Annotated in this window: 12 protein-coding genes and 1 pseudogene; 4 read left to right on the top strand and 9 right to left on the bottom strand. The window is 49.5% G+C overall.

Annotated features, from left to right (window positions below):
- The 5 genes and pseudogenes from Q6A92_RS13785 to Q6A92_RS13765 all read right to left on the bottom strand — a co-directional run.
- Window positions 1–428, bottom strand: a 428-nt coding sequence (locus Q6A92_RS13785) for a hypothetical protein (RefSeq protein ID WP_332238444.1), incomplete at its 3' end; no start/stop codon positions are given.
- 397 nt (window positions 429–825) lie between these two features.
- Window positions 826–1,200, bottom strand: coding sequence for a DnaJ family domain-containing protein (locus tag Q6A92_RS13780; RefSeq protein WP_274401679.1), 375 nt, complete (start codon window positions 1,198–1,200; stop codon window positions 826–828).
- A 16-nt stretch (window positions 1,201–1,216) separates the two neighbouring features.
- The gene (locus Q6A92_RS13775; protein WP_332238443.1) at window positions 1,217–2,773 is read right to left on the bottom strand and encodes an FAD-dependent oxidoreductase; all 1,557 of its coding nucleotides are present in this window, start codon (window positions 2,771–2,773) and stop codon (window positions 1,217–1,219) included.
- A gap of 157 nt (window positions 2,774–2,930) precedes the next feature.
- Window positions 2,931–3,736, bottom strand: a pseudogene (locus tag Q6A92_RS13770) (arsenite methyltransferase).
- 730 nt (window positions 3,737–4,466) lie between these two features.
- A complete protein-coding gene (locus Q6A92_RS13765; protein ID WP_274401677.1) occupies window positions 4,467–5,450 on the bottom strand; it encodes a Gfo/Idh/MocA family protein in 984 nt (327 codons plus the stop codon).
- Between the two features lie 408 nt (window positions 5,451–5,858).
- Here Q6A92_RS13765 and Q6A92_RS13760 point away from each other — a divergent pair, with 408 nt between their 5' ends.
- The 4 genes from Q6A92_RS13760 (at window position 5,859) to Q6A92_RS13745 (ending at window position 13,119) form a co-directional block, all read left to right on the top strand.
- Complete coding sequence (locus Q6A92_RS13760; protein ID WP_332238442.1) at window positions 5,859–7,154, top strand: O-antigen ligase family protein; 1,296 nt, start codon at window positions 5,859–5,861, stop codon at window positions 7,152–7,154.
- Window positions 7,155–7,284: 130 nt separating this feature from the next.
- Window positions 7,285–8,106 carry a pyrroline-5-carboxylate reductase gene (proC, locus tag Q6A92_RS13755; RefSeq protein ID WP_332238441.1) on the top strand — a complete coding sequence of 274 codons (822 nt, stop codon included), beginning with the start codon at window positions 7,285–7,287 and terminating at the stop codon, window positions 8,104–8,106.
- Between the two features lie 458 nt (window positions 8,107–8,564).
- Entirely contained in the window at window positions 8,565–12,299 is a 3,735-nt protein-coding gene (locus Q6A92_RS13750; protein WP_332238440.1) for a GH92 family glycosyl hydrolase, read from the top strand.
- Between the two features lie 310 nt (window positions 12,300–12,609).
- Window positions 12,610–13,119 carry a GNAT family N-acetyltransferase gene (locus Q6A92_RS13745; RefSeq protein WP_274401673.1) on the top strand — a complete coding sequence of 170 codons (510 nt, stop codon included), beginning with the start codon at window positions 12,610–12,612 and terminating at the stop codon, window positions 13,117–13,119.
- 215 nt (window positions 13,120–13,334) lie between these two features.
- On the opposite strand, the gene murB is transcribed toward Q6A92_RS13745, so the two are convergent.
- From murB to Q6A92_RS13725, 4 genes are all read right to left on the bottom strand, one after another.
- Window positions 13,335–14,267 (bottom strand): UDP-N-acetylmuramate dehydrogenase, encoded by a 933-nt coding sequence (gene murB / locus Q6A92_RS13740; protein WP_332238439.1) that lies wholly within the window; start codon window positions 14,265–14,267, stop codon window positions 13,335–13,337.
- 265 nt (window positions 14,268–14,532) lie between these two features.
- Window positions 14,533–15,465, bottom strand: coding sequence for a sensor domain-containing diguanylate cyclase (locus Q6A92_RS13735; RefSeq protein WP_274401671.1), 933 nt, complete (start codon window positions 15,463–15,465; stop codon window positions 14,533–14,535).
- A 5-nt stretch (window positions 15,466–15,470) separates the two neighbouring features.
- The gene (locus Q6A92_RS13730) at window positions 15,471–16,097 is read right to left on the bottom strand and encodes a chemotaxis protein CheC (protein ID WP_274401670.1); all 627 of its coding nucleotides are present in this window, start codon (window positions 16,095–16,097) and stop codon (window positions 15,471–15,473) included.
- Window positions 16,094–16,465: a response regulator gene (locus Q6A92_RS13725; RefSeq protein ID WP_274401669.1), complete on the bottom strand. Its 372-nt coding sequence runs from the start codon at window positions 16,463–16,465 to the stop codon at window positions 16,094–16,096. The genes Q6A92_RS13730 and Q6A92_RS13725 overlap by 4 nt, the downstream gene beginning before the upstream one ends.
- Window positions 16,466–17,487 lie beyond the last annotated feature (1,022 nt).

The raw sequence follows: 17,487 nt of genomic DNA, 5'->3' as shown, positions 1-17,487 counted from the left end.
TGCCGATCGTTAAATCCACGGCGCTGACCGATAAACCGGATTCGGCGACCGATAAAATCGCGGCATTGACCGATAAACCGGGCACGCAGACCGATAAACTCCCGGCATTGACCGAAAGCCCGGTGCCGATCGTTAAATCCACGGCGCTGACCGATAAACCGGATTCGGCGACCGATAAAATCGCGGCATTGACCGATAAAACAGGCACGCAGACCGATAAACTCCCGACATTGACCGAAGGCCCGGCCGCCGATCGTTAAATCCACGGCGCTGACCGATAAACCGGATTCGGCGACCGATAAAATCGCGGCATTGACCGATAAATCGGACACGCAGACCGATAAACTCCCGACATTGACCGAAAGCCTGGGCGCCGTCGTTAAACCCACTCCGTCGACCGATAAAATTCCGGCCGCGGGCTGATCCATCCATCAGGCACGCAGGCACAATTTTTCTGTTCTGATGATCTGCACTTATTGATTACGGTCCGTTTACTGTCGATTCTTTGGCCGTTACTGTTGATTTTCCGCACGTTGCTGTCGCTATTCTGCTTTTATACCGCATTTCCCGGCGATTTCCACCACAATTTACCGAAATACGCAGGCAGCCGGCCGAAAAAGATCAGCTGTTTTCGCCATGCAACGTCTGTCCATGCATGATACCGATCTTTTTCAGAGAAACAAAATCGCCATTCGTATGAACATTCAGAGAAACAGACCGGCGTCCGTGCCAAGTGATCGCTTTTCAGAAGAAGAAGAGTTCACGTCACTTTCACGCCGGCTAGGAGCCGGCTGAACCTAAAGGCTACCAATCGGCACGTTTTCTTTACATATGCAGCCGGCTGAACATTCTATTCCGATAATTGCGGAACGTTTGCGATGTGCGGACGGATCTCTTTTCCATCAGCTGATTGAATTTCAGTCTCTTGATCCGCAGCTCGCCGCTGAGGCGCCGCCGTTCCGGTTCGTCACCGCAGCAGCGGATTAGTTCGTTCAACGTAACAATCTCTTTTCTCAACTGCAGTTCCTCAGGCAGATAACCGGCATTTTTCAACATTTTATAGCCGACACGCAAATCTTCCGGAACCGCCGATAAATCTTCGTACTTAAGCGGCCGGCCCTGCCCCTCCAGGTTGTCGAAAGCTCCCGACTTCAGCCCTTCCTGAATCTTCTCTTCCGCCAGAATATCAATAATACTCAAGTGAACAACACCTCTTTTACACCTGTCTCGTGTCGCCGTCGGTCCGCTTCTCCGCGTAAAGCTGCTTCAGGGGCTTCTTCGCCGGACCGTCAATCAGTTCCCCGGTTGCCTTGAAGCGCGATCCGTGGCATGGGCAGTCCCATGTCCGCTCACCTTGGTTCCAGTTTACCTCACACCCCATGTGCGGGCAAGTCGTATCAACGACCGTCAGCCGGCCGTTCTTATCTTTATAGGCACCGGCACGTTTCCCGTTTAAAGAGATGACGGCGCCTTCGTCAGCGTCCAGATCTTCAATCGACGTCGATGCTTTGGCCAGCTTTCCGCTGATCAGGTGGCCGGCTACTTGGCTATTTTCAATGAAAAAGCGCTTGATCATCGGATCGGCGGCAAAGCGCGACGGGCTGAAAACTGCGCCGTATGGATTGGTGCGCTCCAGAAGCTGATCTGCAAGCAGCCTCGCGGCAAGTATTCCCGTCGTCATCCCCCATTTTCTGAAACCTGCCGCTACATAAATATGAGGCTTTCCAGCCGACAGTCTTCCGATATACGGTACCTTGTCAAGAGTCGTGTAGTCCTGAGCCGACCAGCGGCAAACGATTGAGTCCGTCCCGAAAACCTGTTCGGCAAACGCGGCCAGATTCTGAAAGTGAGCGGCCGTGTTCTCACCGCGGCCGGTTCGGTGATTCTCGCCGCCGACGAGCACGAGCGAACGCCCGTCCAGAGTCAGGCTCCTGATCGAACGTTTCGGCTCTTCTGCGCTGAGGTACATGCCTTCAGGTGACTGATCTGTCTCGACAGCCATCAGATAAGAACGCTCAGGATACATTCTCGAAAAGTAGAAGGCCTTATCATAAAAGGGAAAATGGGAACAGATTAATACTTCCCGGCAATGAATCCGCGGCCCTTTTTCGGTATGGACGACACAGGACGGCTCTTCCTCAATATTCACCGCCAGTGTCTGTTCATAGATCGGGACATCCATTTTAACGAGTTCCGAGATCAAAAAATGAAGAAACATCAGCGGATGGAACTGCGCCTGCTCCGGCATGGTCAGGGCTCTTTTAACTTGGAGCGGCAGCCCGATCGAATCGGAAAGGCTTCCCGGAATGCCCAGTTTCCGATAGGCTTCAGCCTCTTTTTCAATCTCTTCAGCTTTCCGGGCGGACGTTGCATAAACGAGGGCCGGCCGTTTTTGAAAGCCGCAGCGAACATCCTGTTCCCGGACGATCCGGCCGATCCAATCGAGCGCCTCCCGGTTAGCCTGATAATAAAGTTTCGCTTTTTCCACGCCAAAATGCCCGATCAGTTCATTGTAAATCAAACCATGCTGAGCCGTCACCTTCGCCGTCGTATATCCGGTTGTTCCGCTGCAGAGCTGCGCTGCTTCGATCAGGGCGACTTTCATCCCCTCTTTCGCCAGTAAATAGGCCGCTGTAATTCCGGAAATTCCGCCGCCGACGATCGCCGTCTCGGTCTGAATGTCCTCTTCCAGAGGCTTGAATGTGGGAAAATGTACCGAGTCCCGCCATACCGAACGAGTTTCTTCAGAAAAAGAAACCTTTTTTTGATCCATGATGTTCAGTCCTTCGCTATGATTGATTTTTTTTCATTTTCTCCAATTCAGCGAAGGGTATGCGGGACTCGCAGGCAGCCGGAAATAACTGCTATGATGAACGGAAATGATCTTCTGCCCGATTTGCTGTTTTTAAAATATCTGCTGATAATGACATTTATTGTTTCAGCGCCTGAATCGTCGAAGAGACAATATACTTTTCAATGCCCGCTCCCGGCATCCATTCTTTAATAAATGATTTAGATTCGTCTTTCGGTTTAATCTCGATCTGCGAAAACCCGCTTTGTTCCAGCATGGACTGCAGATCTTTGATTGAAGAGGCACCGGAAATACATCCTGAATAAGAAACATCCAGATCGTTTTTAATATCCGGCGGTAATTCCGCAGTCAGGACAATGTCGGAGACGGCCAGGCGGCCGCCCTTCTTCAGTACGCGGAAAGCTTCACGGAACACCTGCTGCTTGTCCGGAGACAGGTTAATCACGCAATTGGAAAGAATGACATCAATGGAGCGGTCTGCAACCGACAGATATTCAATTTCCCCGAGCCGGAATTCCACATGGGGAAAATCGCCTGCGGAAACGTTCCGACGTGCCTTGCTGATCATTTCCGGGGTCATATCGACGCCGATCACACGGCCCTTTGCGCCGACCTGACGTGCCGCCAGAAAGCAATCGAACCCGGCACCGCTCCCAAGATCGAGTACATGTTCCCCCGGCTTCAGCGAAGCAATCGCCTGCGGGTTTCCGCAGCCCAATCCTAAATTGGCGCCCGCCGGAACCGAAGACAGTTCAGCAGCCGAATAGCCAGTTTTTCCGACACGCCGTCATGATCGGCCGGAGTGCTGCCGCAGCCGGCGCCCTGTGAACAGCAGCCAGCTGCAGCCGAGATATCCTGGAGAGCGATCTGTCTGTATCGGTTTCGGACGTTTTGTCTGATTTGATCATTTGAAACAGTGTTCATACATGCAAACCCCTTTACCAAAATTTTTAATTTGACTTGCGACAGGCTGATAAACCGCGCAATGCCGAATTTTGAAAAACTGCCTGTGCCCTTTTTCGTATTGCCCTTTTATGGCAACCTGATTTCGATCTTTCCGACAGGTCGCCGTTTTCCGAAATCTGCCGGGGAGGTACCCGAATGATCGCCGTCAAGCAGGCGGGCGGATCCTCCTTCAAGCGAAAGTAGACCCACATTCTCTGGATGACGCCGGTCCAACTCATTTTTTCAGGTGCGGTTAATGGCCGACTGTGATAAATCGAAAAATTCGCAGATACATATCTCTCCCGACTGAACAGGCGAGTATCGTAAGCCGTCTCCTGTCGCCAATAACCTCCAATGGTGAAGAAATTTCTTCAATCCCGGTCTCCTTATTCATATATTCATCATTGTTTATATAACAATATAATTATATTAAGACAATGTTATATATAACGCAAACAAAAATGCCATTTTAATTTGAACCATTGTTTTGAAAAGGGAGCGCCCCTCCATGTATTAAAAAAGGGAACAGGAGGGACCGCTCATTTTCTCCCGTTTCCAATGCAGCCGCCGAGCGTTTTTATTTTTGCCTGATCGGCTGTTTCAGTCTGAAGCAATACAAAAAAGGCATCGTAATTGATGCCTTTTTTGTAATATGAGCATAATTTTTTCTTCAGCCTTTGACACCCCGGCGCTCCATAACTGAATCGGCTCACCGGTCGTTTGGGAAAATGATTCCGTTTTGCTTGCGGACGGTTTCCATCACGCGAAGCACTTCACGGCTCAGGTTTTTCAAATGCAGATAATCCGATGTGCGTCCGTTTTCGATGATATCGGCAAAACGGTTGATTTCATAAAATTTGTCGTTGTCCGACGGATTTGAAGCGACGGTTTCCGTTTCTTTCGTATGCGCATCCTGCCATTCCAGCCGGGAAATGTCGGACGAACTGTTGATGCTGAATGTCCCTTTTTCGCCGTGAATCTGCGAAGGCACACCCGAGTGGGCGATCTTTGAGCAAAGAATCGTGCAGACAAACCCCTCATACCGCAAAACGAGTGTGCCGCTGCCGTCGATGCCGCTTGACAGCTTGACCGGGTAATAAGCCGCGTCTTCCGGAGCGCCAAATAGCGCAACAGCAACATACAGCGGATAAACGCCCAGATCCTCCAGCGCGCCGCCGGCAAATTGAGGAGAGAAAACATTTGTGATTTTTCCCTCGAGAAACTGATCGTATCGGGAAGAATACTGGATCAGCTGCAGGACCGCAGAACGGATTTTGCCCGCTCTCGGCAGCTCCTCCTTCAGCCGGGCAAACACCGGTGTCTGAATGTTGCGGATTGCTTCAAACAGGAAAACATGATTTTTTTCCGCCAATTCAAATGCCTCGGCAAACTCTTTCCCAGTCGCAAAGATCGGTTTTTCACAGATCACGTGCTTGCCTGCGCCGAGCAGCACTTTCACCTGTTCAAAATGCAGACTGTTCGGCGAAGCCACATAAACGACATCGATATCGCTGCTTTCCGCCAGTTTTTCAATTGATGTAAACCATTTTTTCCCATGATGTGTTTCAGTAAATGTCTGTGCTTTTTCCTCTGTCCGCGAATAGGCGCCCTCAAAGGTCAGCCTTCCGCTTTTCTCAACGGCATTGAGAAATGAATCGGTAATTTTGCTCGTTCCGATCGTTGCCAGTTTCATCATGATCGCCTCCAACATAGTGCAAACCTTGTCCTTTTTATTATAGCCGTTATTTGTGATGCCGGCAGTTTTTTCGCTGCATGCCGTTCTCATAAAAAATTCCGATTGATGATTCTTGACCGTTCTTTTTATATTATATAGGGAAGTACAAAATTTTATCGGATAAGCAGCCGCTGTCCGCCACGAGGCCGTCCCGACCTCCGCAGGCTGTGCCAAAGGTTTGGCAATCCGGGCTTTCCATGATATCCTTTATTAGCTTGAAGCAGCTTCTCGGCAACCGCATCCGTCTTTACAAATAATTTACAGATGTATAAATTTACACACAAATCTCCTTTATCCGCAGATTACTGTATAGAATATAAGGAATGGACTTGAGTGTATCATGCCATTTTCGGGGGAATTTACAAGATGAACGGGATTAAAATCATCAGAAATCAGCCTCTTATGATCGGCTTTATATTGCTATATATTCTTCCGCCTCTGGGAATAGCCTGGCTCGCCGCTCTCGGCGCCGTGGAGTGGACGGATAGGGTCAGAAAAAGGCGCCCTCTGCCGAAGGATGCCATCAGCATTTTGTTTATGCTGATAGCATTGGCTTCCGTCGGCGCCGCTCTCAGCACTCTCCGGATTTTCTATCTGCTGTCGACACTGATGATCCTGGGCTACATGGGCGTCTATCTTTATTACTTGCATCATCACGAATTTCTGCAGATAAGGCAGTATGTCTGGATTACGATTTTCGGCGGGGTTTATCTTTACCTATCTGATAAATTTTTCCACCTTTTCTCCGACCATTCGCTGGTTGGACAGGGAGTCGCCCTGATGACCGGACATCTGCTGTTAGGTTTCACCAGAGAAAACCGGCTTTACGGATCGGCTTATAATCCTAATTATGCGTGTTATTTGCTCATTCTCGCGCTGGCGTTCCTTCTCGTTGAACTGCTACGTGCCATCGGGCGGAACAATTACAGGACGGGGGCACTCTGCCTGGTTCTGCTCCCAATACTCGGCCTGGCAGTTTATGACACGGGATCGCGGGCCGGCTTTATCATTATGCTGCTGCTGCTGCTGCTTTTTCTGGCCAAGCTGGATAAGCGCCTGTTTTTTGCCGCATCAGGGGGCATCGTCCTACTGTCTCCGCTCATTTTCAGGTTTATGCCCCGTTCGGAGAACACGAGCTCGTCACTCGGCGATCGCCTGACTATCTGGAAGAACAGTCTTCATATTTTTTTTGAACAGCCGCTTTTCGGCACAACACCCCTGGGATTTCCCATTCAATATTTCAATCTGACGGGACGCATGGTATCGCACGCGCACGATCTTTTTCTCTCCATTTTTGACTCTTCAGGCGTGTTTGTCGGCCTGTTCTTTACTGCCATTATGTTATTCAGCGGATACCTGTTGTTTCAATGTCTGAGAAGCGATAAAAAAAATCGATATGCGGTCAATCTGTTTCTCTTTTCACTTCCGACGATTATCGCTTACGGAATTATGGATTTTACACTTTCATCGCCGCAGGTTATGCTTATTGTGCTGGCACTGGTCGCCGGCTGGATCCGCTACACGTCGCAGATGCGTGCGTTCACAAATTTTCGCAGCGCCGATCGAAAGGTGGCCTCTATACATTATTCCGGAGTGCAGATCGATCAACAGCAGCAGAAAAGAGAAGCCGATCTGATTCATTCACTGACCGACCGCCCATAAGAAACGGTTGCGCTTCCCCGGTTTCAGAGCCGGTTTTCACATAAAAGTTATAAATAACGATGATCGCTCTTATCAACCGGGTATTTTCAAGCTATAATAGATGTAATTGACCTTATTGGGGGATCGACCGATGCTTAACAAAATTACATTTATCGGCGCAGGTGAATTGGCGGAATCCCTGTTAAAGGGCTTTCTGAACAAGAATCTTATCCGTGCCGATCGTGTCTGGATCAATAACCATTCCAGCATAGATCGTCTTAACTATCTCGAACGCGTGTATCACGTGCACGTGACTCAGGACAAGCCTGCTGCACTGGAGCAGGCCGAAGTGGTTATTCTTGCATTCCGCCCGGGCGATACAAAGGAAGCTCTGATCTCAATGAAGGATTTCCTTCAGACGGATCAGCTGGTCCTTTCGCTGATGGTCGGGGTTCCTTCTGCTTATATCGTTTTCGTTGCCGGAAAGAATCTGCCGATCGTCCGTGTCATGCCGAATACATCCGCTTCGATAGGGCTCTCGGCTACCGGTATGGCTGCCGGTGAATTCGTTTCCCGCGAACAGATGGATCTTGCGGTAAAATTGTTTGAAACGGTCGGTACGGCAACCGTCGTCAGAGAATCGGATATTGATGTAATCGCGGGCTTATCGGGAAGCGGACCCGCTTATCTTTATTATCTTGCCGAAGCGATGAAAGAGGCCGGTATCCGTGAGGGAATTTCCGCCGAAGCCTCCGCTCAGCTCGTTCTGCAGACTTTGAACGGTGCCGTTGCCCTGCTGAACCGTTCCGGAAAAACGGCGGGCGATCTGCTCAAGGCCGTGGCTACACCGGGGGGAACGACGCAGGCAGGTATCGACACTCTGAATAGATATCAGACCCGGGAAGCGATCATCGAATGCGTGCATCAGGCCATTGCCCGTGCCAGCGAGATGAGCAGGCCTTTTTCCAAGTAACAGCTGTCGGAAGATGTGACAGCAGAGACATTTTTATTATTTTTCCTGATTGAAAAGAAATTGTGTTAGATTTTATGACATGAATGTTGAATGCTTGCATCGGGGCGTCTATGATAAATGAGTAAGCTTTAACACACCTTCTGTTGCAGTTAACCCTTAAGTTAAGATGTCCGATCTTAATTTAGGAAACCATCATTTACTCGTTTGCGATGGAATGCCGGCAAGCATTTCCACCGCATATTTTTTTTGCTTTTTCGGCGCCTTTTGAACGATTTCAATGATGACGATCAGGCTGACTGACGGCCGGCTGTTTTCAGGCCGCTGTGTTTTCACTATAATGATTATAGAAAAACATCGGTAAATGATCCGTTTAAAGATCTGACGGCCGGGCCGCTGTTTGCCTTCAGGACAGCTGACGGATAAGTGTCACTTAATGTAATGGAGAGGTGTCCCGTTCTATGAGAACAAAAATTTTCACGATAACGGTTGCAAGCCTGCTTTGCCTCGGCCTGACCGTTCCGCCACTTCCGGCACCTTTCAGCCGGATAGCTAGAGCACAGACGGCTTCGTCCCCCTTTTTCACATCCTTCGAAAAGGGTGATCCTGTGCCCTCCTGGACAAATACGGCGGAAACGGAAAAAAACGGAAAGGTCCTCTCTTCAGGCATCGTTGCTTCGGTCAACGGAAAAACCGTGAAAACAATGCGTACCTCTGTCGGAAACGGACCTGCCGGTCTTTACGCCTCTTCTGACAACGGCGGATGGACAGGCACCCATACACTCACTTATTCCGGTAAAGTCGTCGGGAAAAAAGGCAGTCTGGCTATTAATAAATTGTACATGCTCAATATTCCGGTTAAGGCAGATACGCAACTTTCCTATTTTATCGCGCCTGTCGCGCCCAAAAACAATCCCGCTTCCGCGGCATCCAGTTATGTTTCCATTGATCTGGCCTTTTCCGACGGCACTTATCTCCACCAGATCAGTCGGGCTGCGGACCAGGACGGCGTCAGAATGACACCGTCGGCCCAGGGGCAGTCCGGAACGCTGATCGCTAATCAATGGAATCAAAAAATTGCCGACATTGGAAAAGTGGCCGCAGGAAAAACGATTACCCGTGTATTGATCGCCTACTCCGCCCCAAAATCAGGCATCTCTTTTCAGGGAGCCGTCGACGATATCCGGATCGGAAGTGCACCTAAAAATACCGCTTCTTCGTCCCCGGCGGACGAGGTAAATATTCTAAGAGGGACGGCCTCAAACTCTGATTTTTCCAGAGGAAATACGGTCCCGGCCGTTGCCGTGCCGAACAGCTTCGCCTTTTGGTCTCCCGCTACCGACAGCAGTTCTTCAGACCGGCCCTATCCGTACAGCGAGAATAACGACCTGCAGAATCTCCCTGAGATTCAGTCCTTTTCGCTCAGCCATTCTCCCAATCTCCAAAGCGGCGACAGACAGTCTCTCCAGGTCATGCCCTCTGATTTTTCGGGAACGCCGAGTGCGAGCAGGCTGAACCGCGGACTCGCGTTCCAGCGTTCTCAGGAGACGGCAAAGCCTTATGATTATAGCGTCACTTTCCTGAACGGTATCAAGGCGGAGATAGCACCCGCCAGCCACTCCGCCGTTTTGCGTTTTACTTTCAAAGGAAAGACGGGAAATCTGATTTTCGATAATCTCGATAATCAGGGCGGACTGACGCTCAGTGCCGACCGGAAATCGATAGAAGGCTATTCCGATGTCAAGGACAGTACAACCGGAAATACGGACCGCCTCTTCTTCTACGCGTCCTTCGACCAACCGGTGATTGATTCCAATCAGTTGTCCGGGCAGGGACGGGATCATGTTACGGCTTTCTATAAATTTAATACGTCGGGCAATAAAACGGTCACCATGCGCACGGGGTATTCACTGATCAGTGTCGACCAGGCAAAAACGAATCTGAATCTGGAGATCGGCAGCATGTCGTTCGACCAGGTCAGGCAAAACGCGAAGAACGCCTGGAACAGTCTGCTTGGAAAAGTTTCCGTTCAGGGCGCGGACAGCGAACAAAAGACGACCTTATACTCCAGCCTGTACCGCCTTTTCCTCTATCCGAACGCGGGCTTCGAAAATACGGGGACGAACCAGGATCCCGACTATCGCTATGCGGATCTGTCTGCGAGCCTCGCAGGCAAAAATACGGCAAATAAAACCGGAGCCCCGATCAAGGAGGGCCAAATCTATGTGAACAGCAATTTTGCATACAGTGCCCAGACCGTCTGGCCGGCTTACGTACTGCTTGATCCGCAGCTGGCCGGCCGGCTGATCAACGGATTTCTGCAGTATGAGAACAACGGCGGCACAATTTCCCAATCGTCCTCCGCTTCCTTTGCCGATAGTGCTTTCAGTGACGCATACGTCAAAGGCGTTCCGGGTGTCAATCCGGATCAACTCTACCGGACCCTGCTGACGGAAGCCGCTGCCGGCGTGTCAGGCATTCAGAACCGTCCGCAGCAAAGCAGCGCGCCCTTTACCGGATACACGAACACGGATCAGAAGCAAAGCATCAATTGGACATTATCCGACAGCATCAACGATTTCGCACTCGGCAGTCTGGCTTCCTATCTATCGCAGCAGTCCGCAGGCGGGTCCTATGCGGACGATAGCGCTTATTACCTGAGCCGGGCGCAGAACTACCTGAACCTCTTCGACCGCAGTACCGGTTCCTTTAACGGAAAGACTGCGGACGGACAGTGGCAAAAAAGCGGGAACGCATCCGATCCGCAATCCTGGAGCAATGATCAGGCCGTTCCGAATATCCTGAATCTTGATTTTGACGTGCCTCAGGACGGTCAGGGGCTGGCCAATCTCTACGGCGGCCGGAGCGGGCTATTGAATCAGCTTGACAAATATTTTTCGGCCGTCCCCGGCTCTGCGGCCGTCCCCGGCTCTGCTTCAGCCGAAAAATATTCTGCGGCCCGGGAAGCCGCTGCCGGCCACAGCGGCATGTTTACCCTGGACAGCCCTTCATCGCCTTCCATTCCCTATATGTATACATTTGCGGGAGCGCCGTGGAAAACTCAGGAGACGGTCCGAAATATCATGAACCATTTCTATTCGGGCGCGAGCATCGGCCAGGGTTATCTCGGAGACGACACCGGCGCCATGCTGTCCGGTTTCTATTTCTTCAGTGCGGCGGGTTTTTACCCGCTTGAGAAGGGTACTCCGGATTATGTGCTTGGCGCGCCCTATTTCAAACAAATGACGATTCACCTCGACAATGGACATGATCTTGTCATCAGCGCGCCTAATGTCAGCAACACGAATCGCTATGTCCAGAGTGTCACATTCAACGGCCGGCCTTTATCTGCGACTTCCATCTCCCATCAGCTGCTTGCTGGCGGAGGCACGCTGTCCTTTCGCATGGGGCCGAAGCCTTCGAATTGGGGGAGCGCCGAAAGCGAACTGCCGAAATCCTTGACGCCGCTGTCGACCGACGGATCATCTATCTATCCGATGCCCTTGACCGATCTGACCGGAAAATCGGCATCCGACAGCCGGGCTGAAACAACCTCAAGCGACAACAGTTCTCTTGACCCGCTGCTTGATAATCAGTCCGACACGGCGGTTGTCTTCTCAGGCAGTCAGCCATCGGTTATGACCCGCTTCAAGGAGGAGGACCCTAAGGTGAAGATGTACACGCTGACTTCTTCCGCGAGCAGTCTGGCAACAAGCGATCCGAAGAGCTGGATCATGTTCGGTTCCGACGACGGAAGCAATTGGACGATGCTTGACAGCCGCACCAATGAAACATTCGGCTCACGTTCAATGACCCGCTCCTTTTCAATAAAAAACGCGAAGGCCTATCGATTTTATAAGCTGGAGATTACAGAAAAGAGCAGTCAATTACCGCTTGCCATCAGTGAATATCAGCTGCTCGGCTATTCGGACATCGGCAGCAGCTTTGACACGATGCGCCGGCAGCTGATTTCCGAATTTGAAGCAAAAAATCTGTCGGAACCGGATACCGCTGCGCTGTCCTATACGCTGAATCAGGCGCAGACTGCTTACAGGCAAGATAAAATTTCGACTGCCGTCTACTGCCTCCAAGACTATGTCCGGCAGCTCAATGCGCTCGGCGGGGCGAGAGCACAGGATGCACGACATACACTCTCGGCAGATGCACATGCCGTCATCAATCTCTTATCCGATTGAATTTAAAATTCCGGGGATTTACCGCAGAATGACTGAAAATCAGTATCGTTGAAGATTTTTCCGCTTAACGAATCTCTTTATTGATATAATGATACAGATCACCCCGGTTCAGGAAATCCCTATCAGGGATCTTTCTGAAAGCTTGGCACAAAAATGCAAAAAAGGCTTTGACTGCAGTCAGGGTACAGAATGACGATCATGGCGGCGGACAAACGGGGACACATTCGGCTCCCGGTTACCTCATACACGGTATCGGAACAATTCTATCGGATCCGTTCATTCATACTACAGGAAAGTACAGGTGAGTTCTATGCTGGAGAATATTACAATACGTGATGCCTCTGAAGGAGATTTACCGGCTATCGTGGCCATTTATAACTCGACGATCGCGGGGAGGATGGTCACCGCCGATACAACGGAAATCAGTGTCGACGACAGAAAGCCGTGGCTTGAAACACATCTTGCAGACAAAAACCGCCCTCTTTGGGTCGCGGAATTTAACGGAAAAGTCTGCGGATGGCTGAGTCTCGAAACCTTCTACGGCCGCCCGGCATATCAGGCGACGGCGGAAATCAGCGTTTATCTTGATTCGGAATGCCGCGGCAAAGGAATCGGTTCATTCCTGATGCATCAAGTCATCGGCCAGTGTAAAAATTGGGGGGTCAGGACGCTGCTCGCTTTTATCTTTGAACAGAATACGCCAAGTCTCCGTTTATTCCGGCATTTTGAATTTGAGAAATGGGGCCGCCTTCCGAAAGTGGCCGAGCTGGACGGTATGGAAAGAGACCTGTTGATTCTGGGCAGAAGGGTGGCCGAATAACCCGTTCGAAAAGCCATGCCGGAGTCGCCTTAAACGGCATCCATAACGAATTTGTTGAAATAACCGCTCCGTTATCCGGCACGGGAAGTAGGGCTCAAATGAAAAAAGGCATACGGACAGGTTTGACGACAAGGGTCAAAAAGGGCGCACTCAAAACCGGCTTTTCGGTTTTGAGCCGCCCTTTTCAATTTACGGATCTTTTCCTGGTCCGTATTTCACCGGTCCTGCACTTCTCCGCTTTCGCCGATGATTTTGACTTCAGTCTCAAGGTCTACATTGAATTTTGCTTTTACCGTTTTCTGCACATGGCGTATCAGGTTGATATAGTCCGTCGCTGTCCCGTGATCGACATTGACCATGAACCCTGCATGCTTTCTCGAAACTTCCACGCCGCCGATCCGTGTCCCCTGAAGGCCGCAATCCTGTATCAGCTTCCCGGCAAAATATCCGGGCGGACGTTTGAATACGCTGCCGCAGGAAGGAAATTCAAGCGGCTGCTTCATCCGGCGGAGGCGGGTCAGACGATCCATTTCCGCTTTAATTTCAGGCATGTGCCTCGGGGTGAGTGCAAAGGTTCCTTCCAGAGCAATATAGCCGTTCCTTGAAATGGCGCTGTTGCGATAGCCGAGCCGCAGATCGCTGTGATTCAGCTGAAGCAGCTGCCCTGAGCTGTCGACCGCCACGGCATGATCGAGCACGTCGGCCGTTTCTCCTCCGTATGCACCGGCGTTCATATAAAGAGCGCCTCCGACCGACCCAGGTATGCCACAGGCGAATTCCATCCCGGTCAGGCCGTGCTTCAGCGCAAAGCGTGAAACATCGATGATCGCCGCACCGCTTTGAGCGATAATATGATGCCCGTCGAGATGGATCGCGTCCAATCGGGTCAGATTAATCACTACCCCCCGTATGCCGCCGTCACGAACAATGACATTCGATCCGTTTCCGAGAACAGTCATGGGGATTCCTTCAGCGGCCGTGTATCTGACTATTCTCTGAACTTCTGCGTAGCTTTCCGGAAGAACAAGGACATCGGCTTCCCCGCCCGTCTTCGTAAACGTATATGCACTGAGCATATCATCATGTTTCACACGGCCTCCATCCTGAACGATTCGCATAAGATCCTGATATACCTTCATTTTATTCATTTCAAATCCTCTGTCATCAATCCGACACTTCTTTCAATCACGTACTTAATCTTTTCACTCAAAGCGGTATCCGCATTTATTATTAATGCCATGACAGCGTCTTTCTGTCAACTTGGCGAAGCCCTTAAAACCACCGGATTCCATAAAAAAAGATCGGCATCTTTTATAACGGGCCGATCTTTTTTAGAAATTCAATTTTAAATCAGTCAAAGCTGTCATTGATTAGGCGGACAAAGATTATCCGGCCGTGCATTTTTTTCCGGTCTTACAGATGTTTCTTCATTTCCATTCTCGATCTGTGTTTCTGTATGTACATGAGCCCATCGGCTTTTGCAACCAGTTCCTCGATCGTAGTTCCGTCGTTCGGATAAAAACTTGCTCCGATACTCAGAGACAGGCCGATTGTATGTCCGTCCTGAATAATTTTCTTTTTTTTAAGTGCGTCGATCCGCCCGGCAATCTGCCGATAATCTTCAAAACTCTGAAGATCGGGGAGAAGAATCAGGAATTCGTCGCCTCCGTATCGGCAGACGATATCGCTCTTTCTCGTCGATTCCGTCAGGAAAGCCGCGACCCGCATCATGATTTTATCGCCCATGTGGTGGCCGTACGTATCATTGATGAGCTTGAATTCATTGACATCCACAAACATCAGACCCAGCATGCTTTTCGTTCTCTTTGCCAGGTTCAGGTACTTGTCGGCAAATTTTTCAAAAAGGGCACGGTTTGCCACCCCGGTCAATGTATCATAATAGGCCAGTTTTTCAATGACCTTCTCTTTTTGTTTCAGCTCACTGTTCAGCCGTGAGAGCTGCCTGACAAAATCCCGCAGCTGGCTGATCCGGTGAAACTGATTCGTTACATCAATGAATTCAAGTAAAAGGGCAGTCTGTTCTCCGTCGATGACCCGATTCATTTTCATATTCACCTTATGCGTGTCACTGATCATCCGTCGATGCATCGCGGCCGAGAAGAACGCCGGACTGCCGCCCCCGAGGACCCTGTCCACAGCCTGATGAAAGAAGGGTTTATCCAGATTGGGAAGCACGTTATCCACATTCAACCCGAGGGCATCCTCCTGTTTCCTGCCGGTCAGTTCCTCCATGAACGGGTTCCAATAGGCAATGGTCCGATCTGTGGTCATGATCACGATGCCCTCGTTTATACAGCTCAATATGCTCGGCAAAAAAGAATCCATTTCAATCATCTTCCGTTAAACAGTCTATCAATGGTTTGTACGATGTCCTCCAGAGATTTTAATGTCATATTGATCACAATGGCACCCTCGATCTCCGTACCTTCAATATTAAAAGTTATGTACAGCATTAAAACGAGATGATAATCGCATCCGCCGACAAAAAGTTCCGCACTCGCTCCATTAAGGACTTTTACTTCGGGCAGCGAGTACCGCACAGGAATATTAACCGTATTGCTCAGCTCGCCAATGATCGCATTCAGAACAATATTTCCGATTTCTTTTATCGTGTCAAAATCTATATCCGTAAATTCCATATCCCCGGCTTCTTCGTACTCCTCATGAAGGCACAGGCTGATGAAACAATGCATTTTATCGGCAGGAAAAATCAGACTGATTTTTCCTTCAAGCTGGTCGTCGAAAGTAATGGAAGAAACCATGACCGCTCCTTCGGCGACATTGTGAAGAAACCGGTCCAGCTCACTTTTCCCCTGCTCAATATCGAGGATCTTGACATCAGGAACATTCAAGACAATTTTCTTGTCAATAATATCGGACAGCGTTGCCGCTGCATGCCCGACGCCGACATTGAACAATTCTTTCAGAATGTCTTCCTTGCTCACTTGATCGCTCACCGGGCATCATTCCTTATGATGTCGCATATCTTTTTCGCCTTCTCTTCATCCAAAGGTTTGTTGATAAAAGACAGGACACCCATTTTTTCAACAACATCCCGTACGCGTTTCTGTACGTCCGCCGAGATGACGAAAATCCTGGCATCAATATCCAGCTGTTTGATTTTTTCAATTAAATCTCCACCGCGAAGTTTCGGCATCAGCAAATCGACAATGGTATAATCCGGGGATCCCTCTCTGAATTTTTCCAAACCTTCTTCGCCGTTGCCGGCAAATTCAAACTCCGCATCATCGAGAAATTGTTTAATTAAAGATGACGTTATTCTTTGTGAAAATCTGGAATCATCAACAATCAATATTTTTGTCATCCCTCATCCTCTCCCCTTCCGCAACTGCCGGCACATTCCATAAAACTTGATATCCACCGCAACGATTTACAAGGCTATGTACTGACGTCCGGCTGCAATCGCTTCCGGACAGATTTCCTGTGGTGCGTTTATCGTTTTCTGTTATTTTACCAGGTGAAAGAAACATGTGTTGTCATCACCGTAAAGCGGGACTTTTTGCTCACAAAAAATGCATGAAAAAGCGAAAATTTCTATTCTATTATACGAGAAATGTTAGAAGAAAGACAGGTTTATTTCCATTTTCGCTACTGACTGCCGGAAGAAAGCACAAACAGCCGATTTATCCGTAAAAGCATCAATTTACGCGAATAAAATACTTATTTATGACGATATACTCGCAATTTCTGCCAATAGGAGCACCCGGTCCATCCGGAAAGCCCTCAAGTCCGGCACACAGATCCATTTTCAATCTGCTTAAGCCAATAGTCACAGCAGATTGGTAAAAGATACTTTCGTCGCGGTAATTATTTCCTTTGCTTTTTTCCCATAAAGAAAAGGTATCACGTTTTCAAGCCCGTGATACCTTCATGTTTTATGTTTGTCTGTAATACAAAAAAGCGGCAGCACAAAACACCGCCTTTTCATTCTTTTATTTTCAATGACGACCTCTTTGGTTCATCCGGATATGAGTTTTCAAACACGATAAATTGAAGGATGTTGGGGAGATATTCCTCGAGTCAGGGGTGATTTTTCGCATTTAAAGCGCTAATCTTTGAGTTCAAGGCGGATAGGAACAGGCTTCACCTGCCGGCTGGCGAGGATACGGTCAAGTGAAGCATCATTGAGACGACAGGGAGATCGGTCTTTAGCGGCTCCGGATTAAATCTCGCCTCTGAAATGTCTGGGCTGAGACGTCCAGGCGCCGCTTTTGCACATGATGAGGACTCCCTGCCTTTTCGCTGCTTCTCTGATCAGCACCAGTTCCTGACACATCGCACGAGACAAGAGCCCTTTTTCGATATTTGTTTTTATAAAAAAATATA

The organism is Sporolactobacillus sp. KGMB 08714, from assembly GCF_036598985.1.
Taxonomy (GTDB): domain Bacteria; phylum Bacillota; class Bacilli; order Bacillales; family Sporolactobacillaceae; genus Sporolactobacillus.
This window is presented reverse-complemented; position numbering and strand designations above follow the sequence as displayed.

Coding starts and splice junctions, on each gene's coding strand:
- Q6A92_RS13775 (WP_332238443.1), bottom strand. CDS start 2,773: ATGGATCAAAAAAAGGTTTCTTTTTCTGAAGAAACTCGTTCGGTATGG.
- Q6A92_RS13765 (WP_274401677.1), bottom strand. CDS start 5,450: ATGAAACTGGCAACGATCGGAACGAGCAAAATTACCGATTCATTTCTC.
- Q6A92_RS13760 (WP_332238442.1), top strand. CDS start 5,859: ATGAACGGGATTAAAATCATCAGAAATCAGCCTCTTATGATCGGCTTT.
- proC (WP_332238441.1), top strand. CDS start 7,285: ATGCTTAACAAAATTACATTTATCGGCGCAGGTGAATTGGCGGAATCC.
- Q6A92_RS13750 (WP_332238440.1), top strand. CDS start 8,565: ATGAGAACAAAAATTTTCACGATAACGGTTGCAAGCCTGCTTTGCCTC.
- Q6A92_RS13745 (WP_274401673.1), top strand. CDS start 12,610: ATGCTGGAGAATATTACAATACGTGATGCCTCTGAAGGAGATTTACCG.
- murB (WP_332238439.1), bottom strand. CDS start 14,267: ATGAATAAAATGAAGGTATATCAGGATCTTATGCGAATCGTTCAGGAT.
- Q6A92_RS13735 (WP_274401671.1), bottom strand. CDS start 15,465: ATGGATTCTTTTTTGCCGAGCATATTGAGCTGTATAAACGAGGGCATC.
- Q6A92_RS13725 (WP_274401669.1), bottom strand. CDS start 16,465: ATGACAAAAATATTGATTGTTGATGATTCCAGATTTTCACAAAGAATA.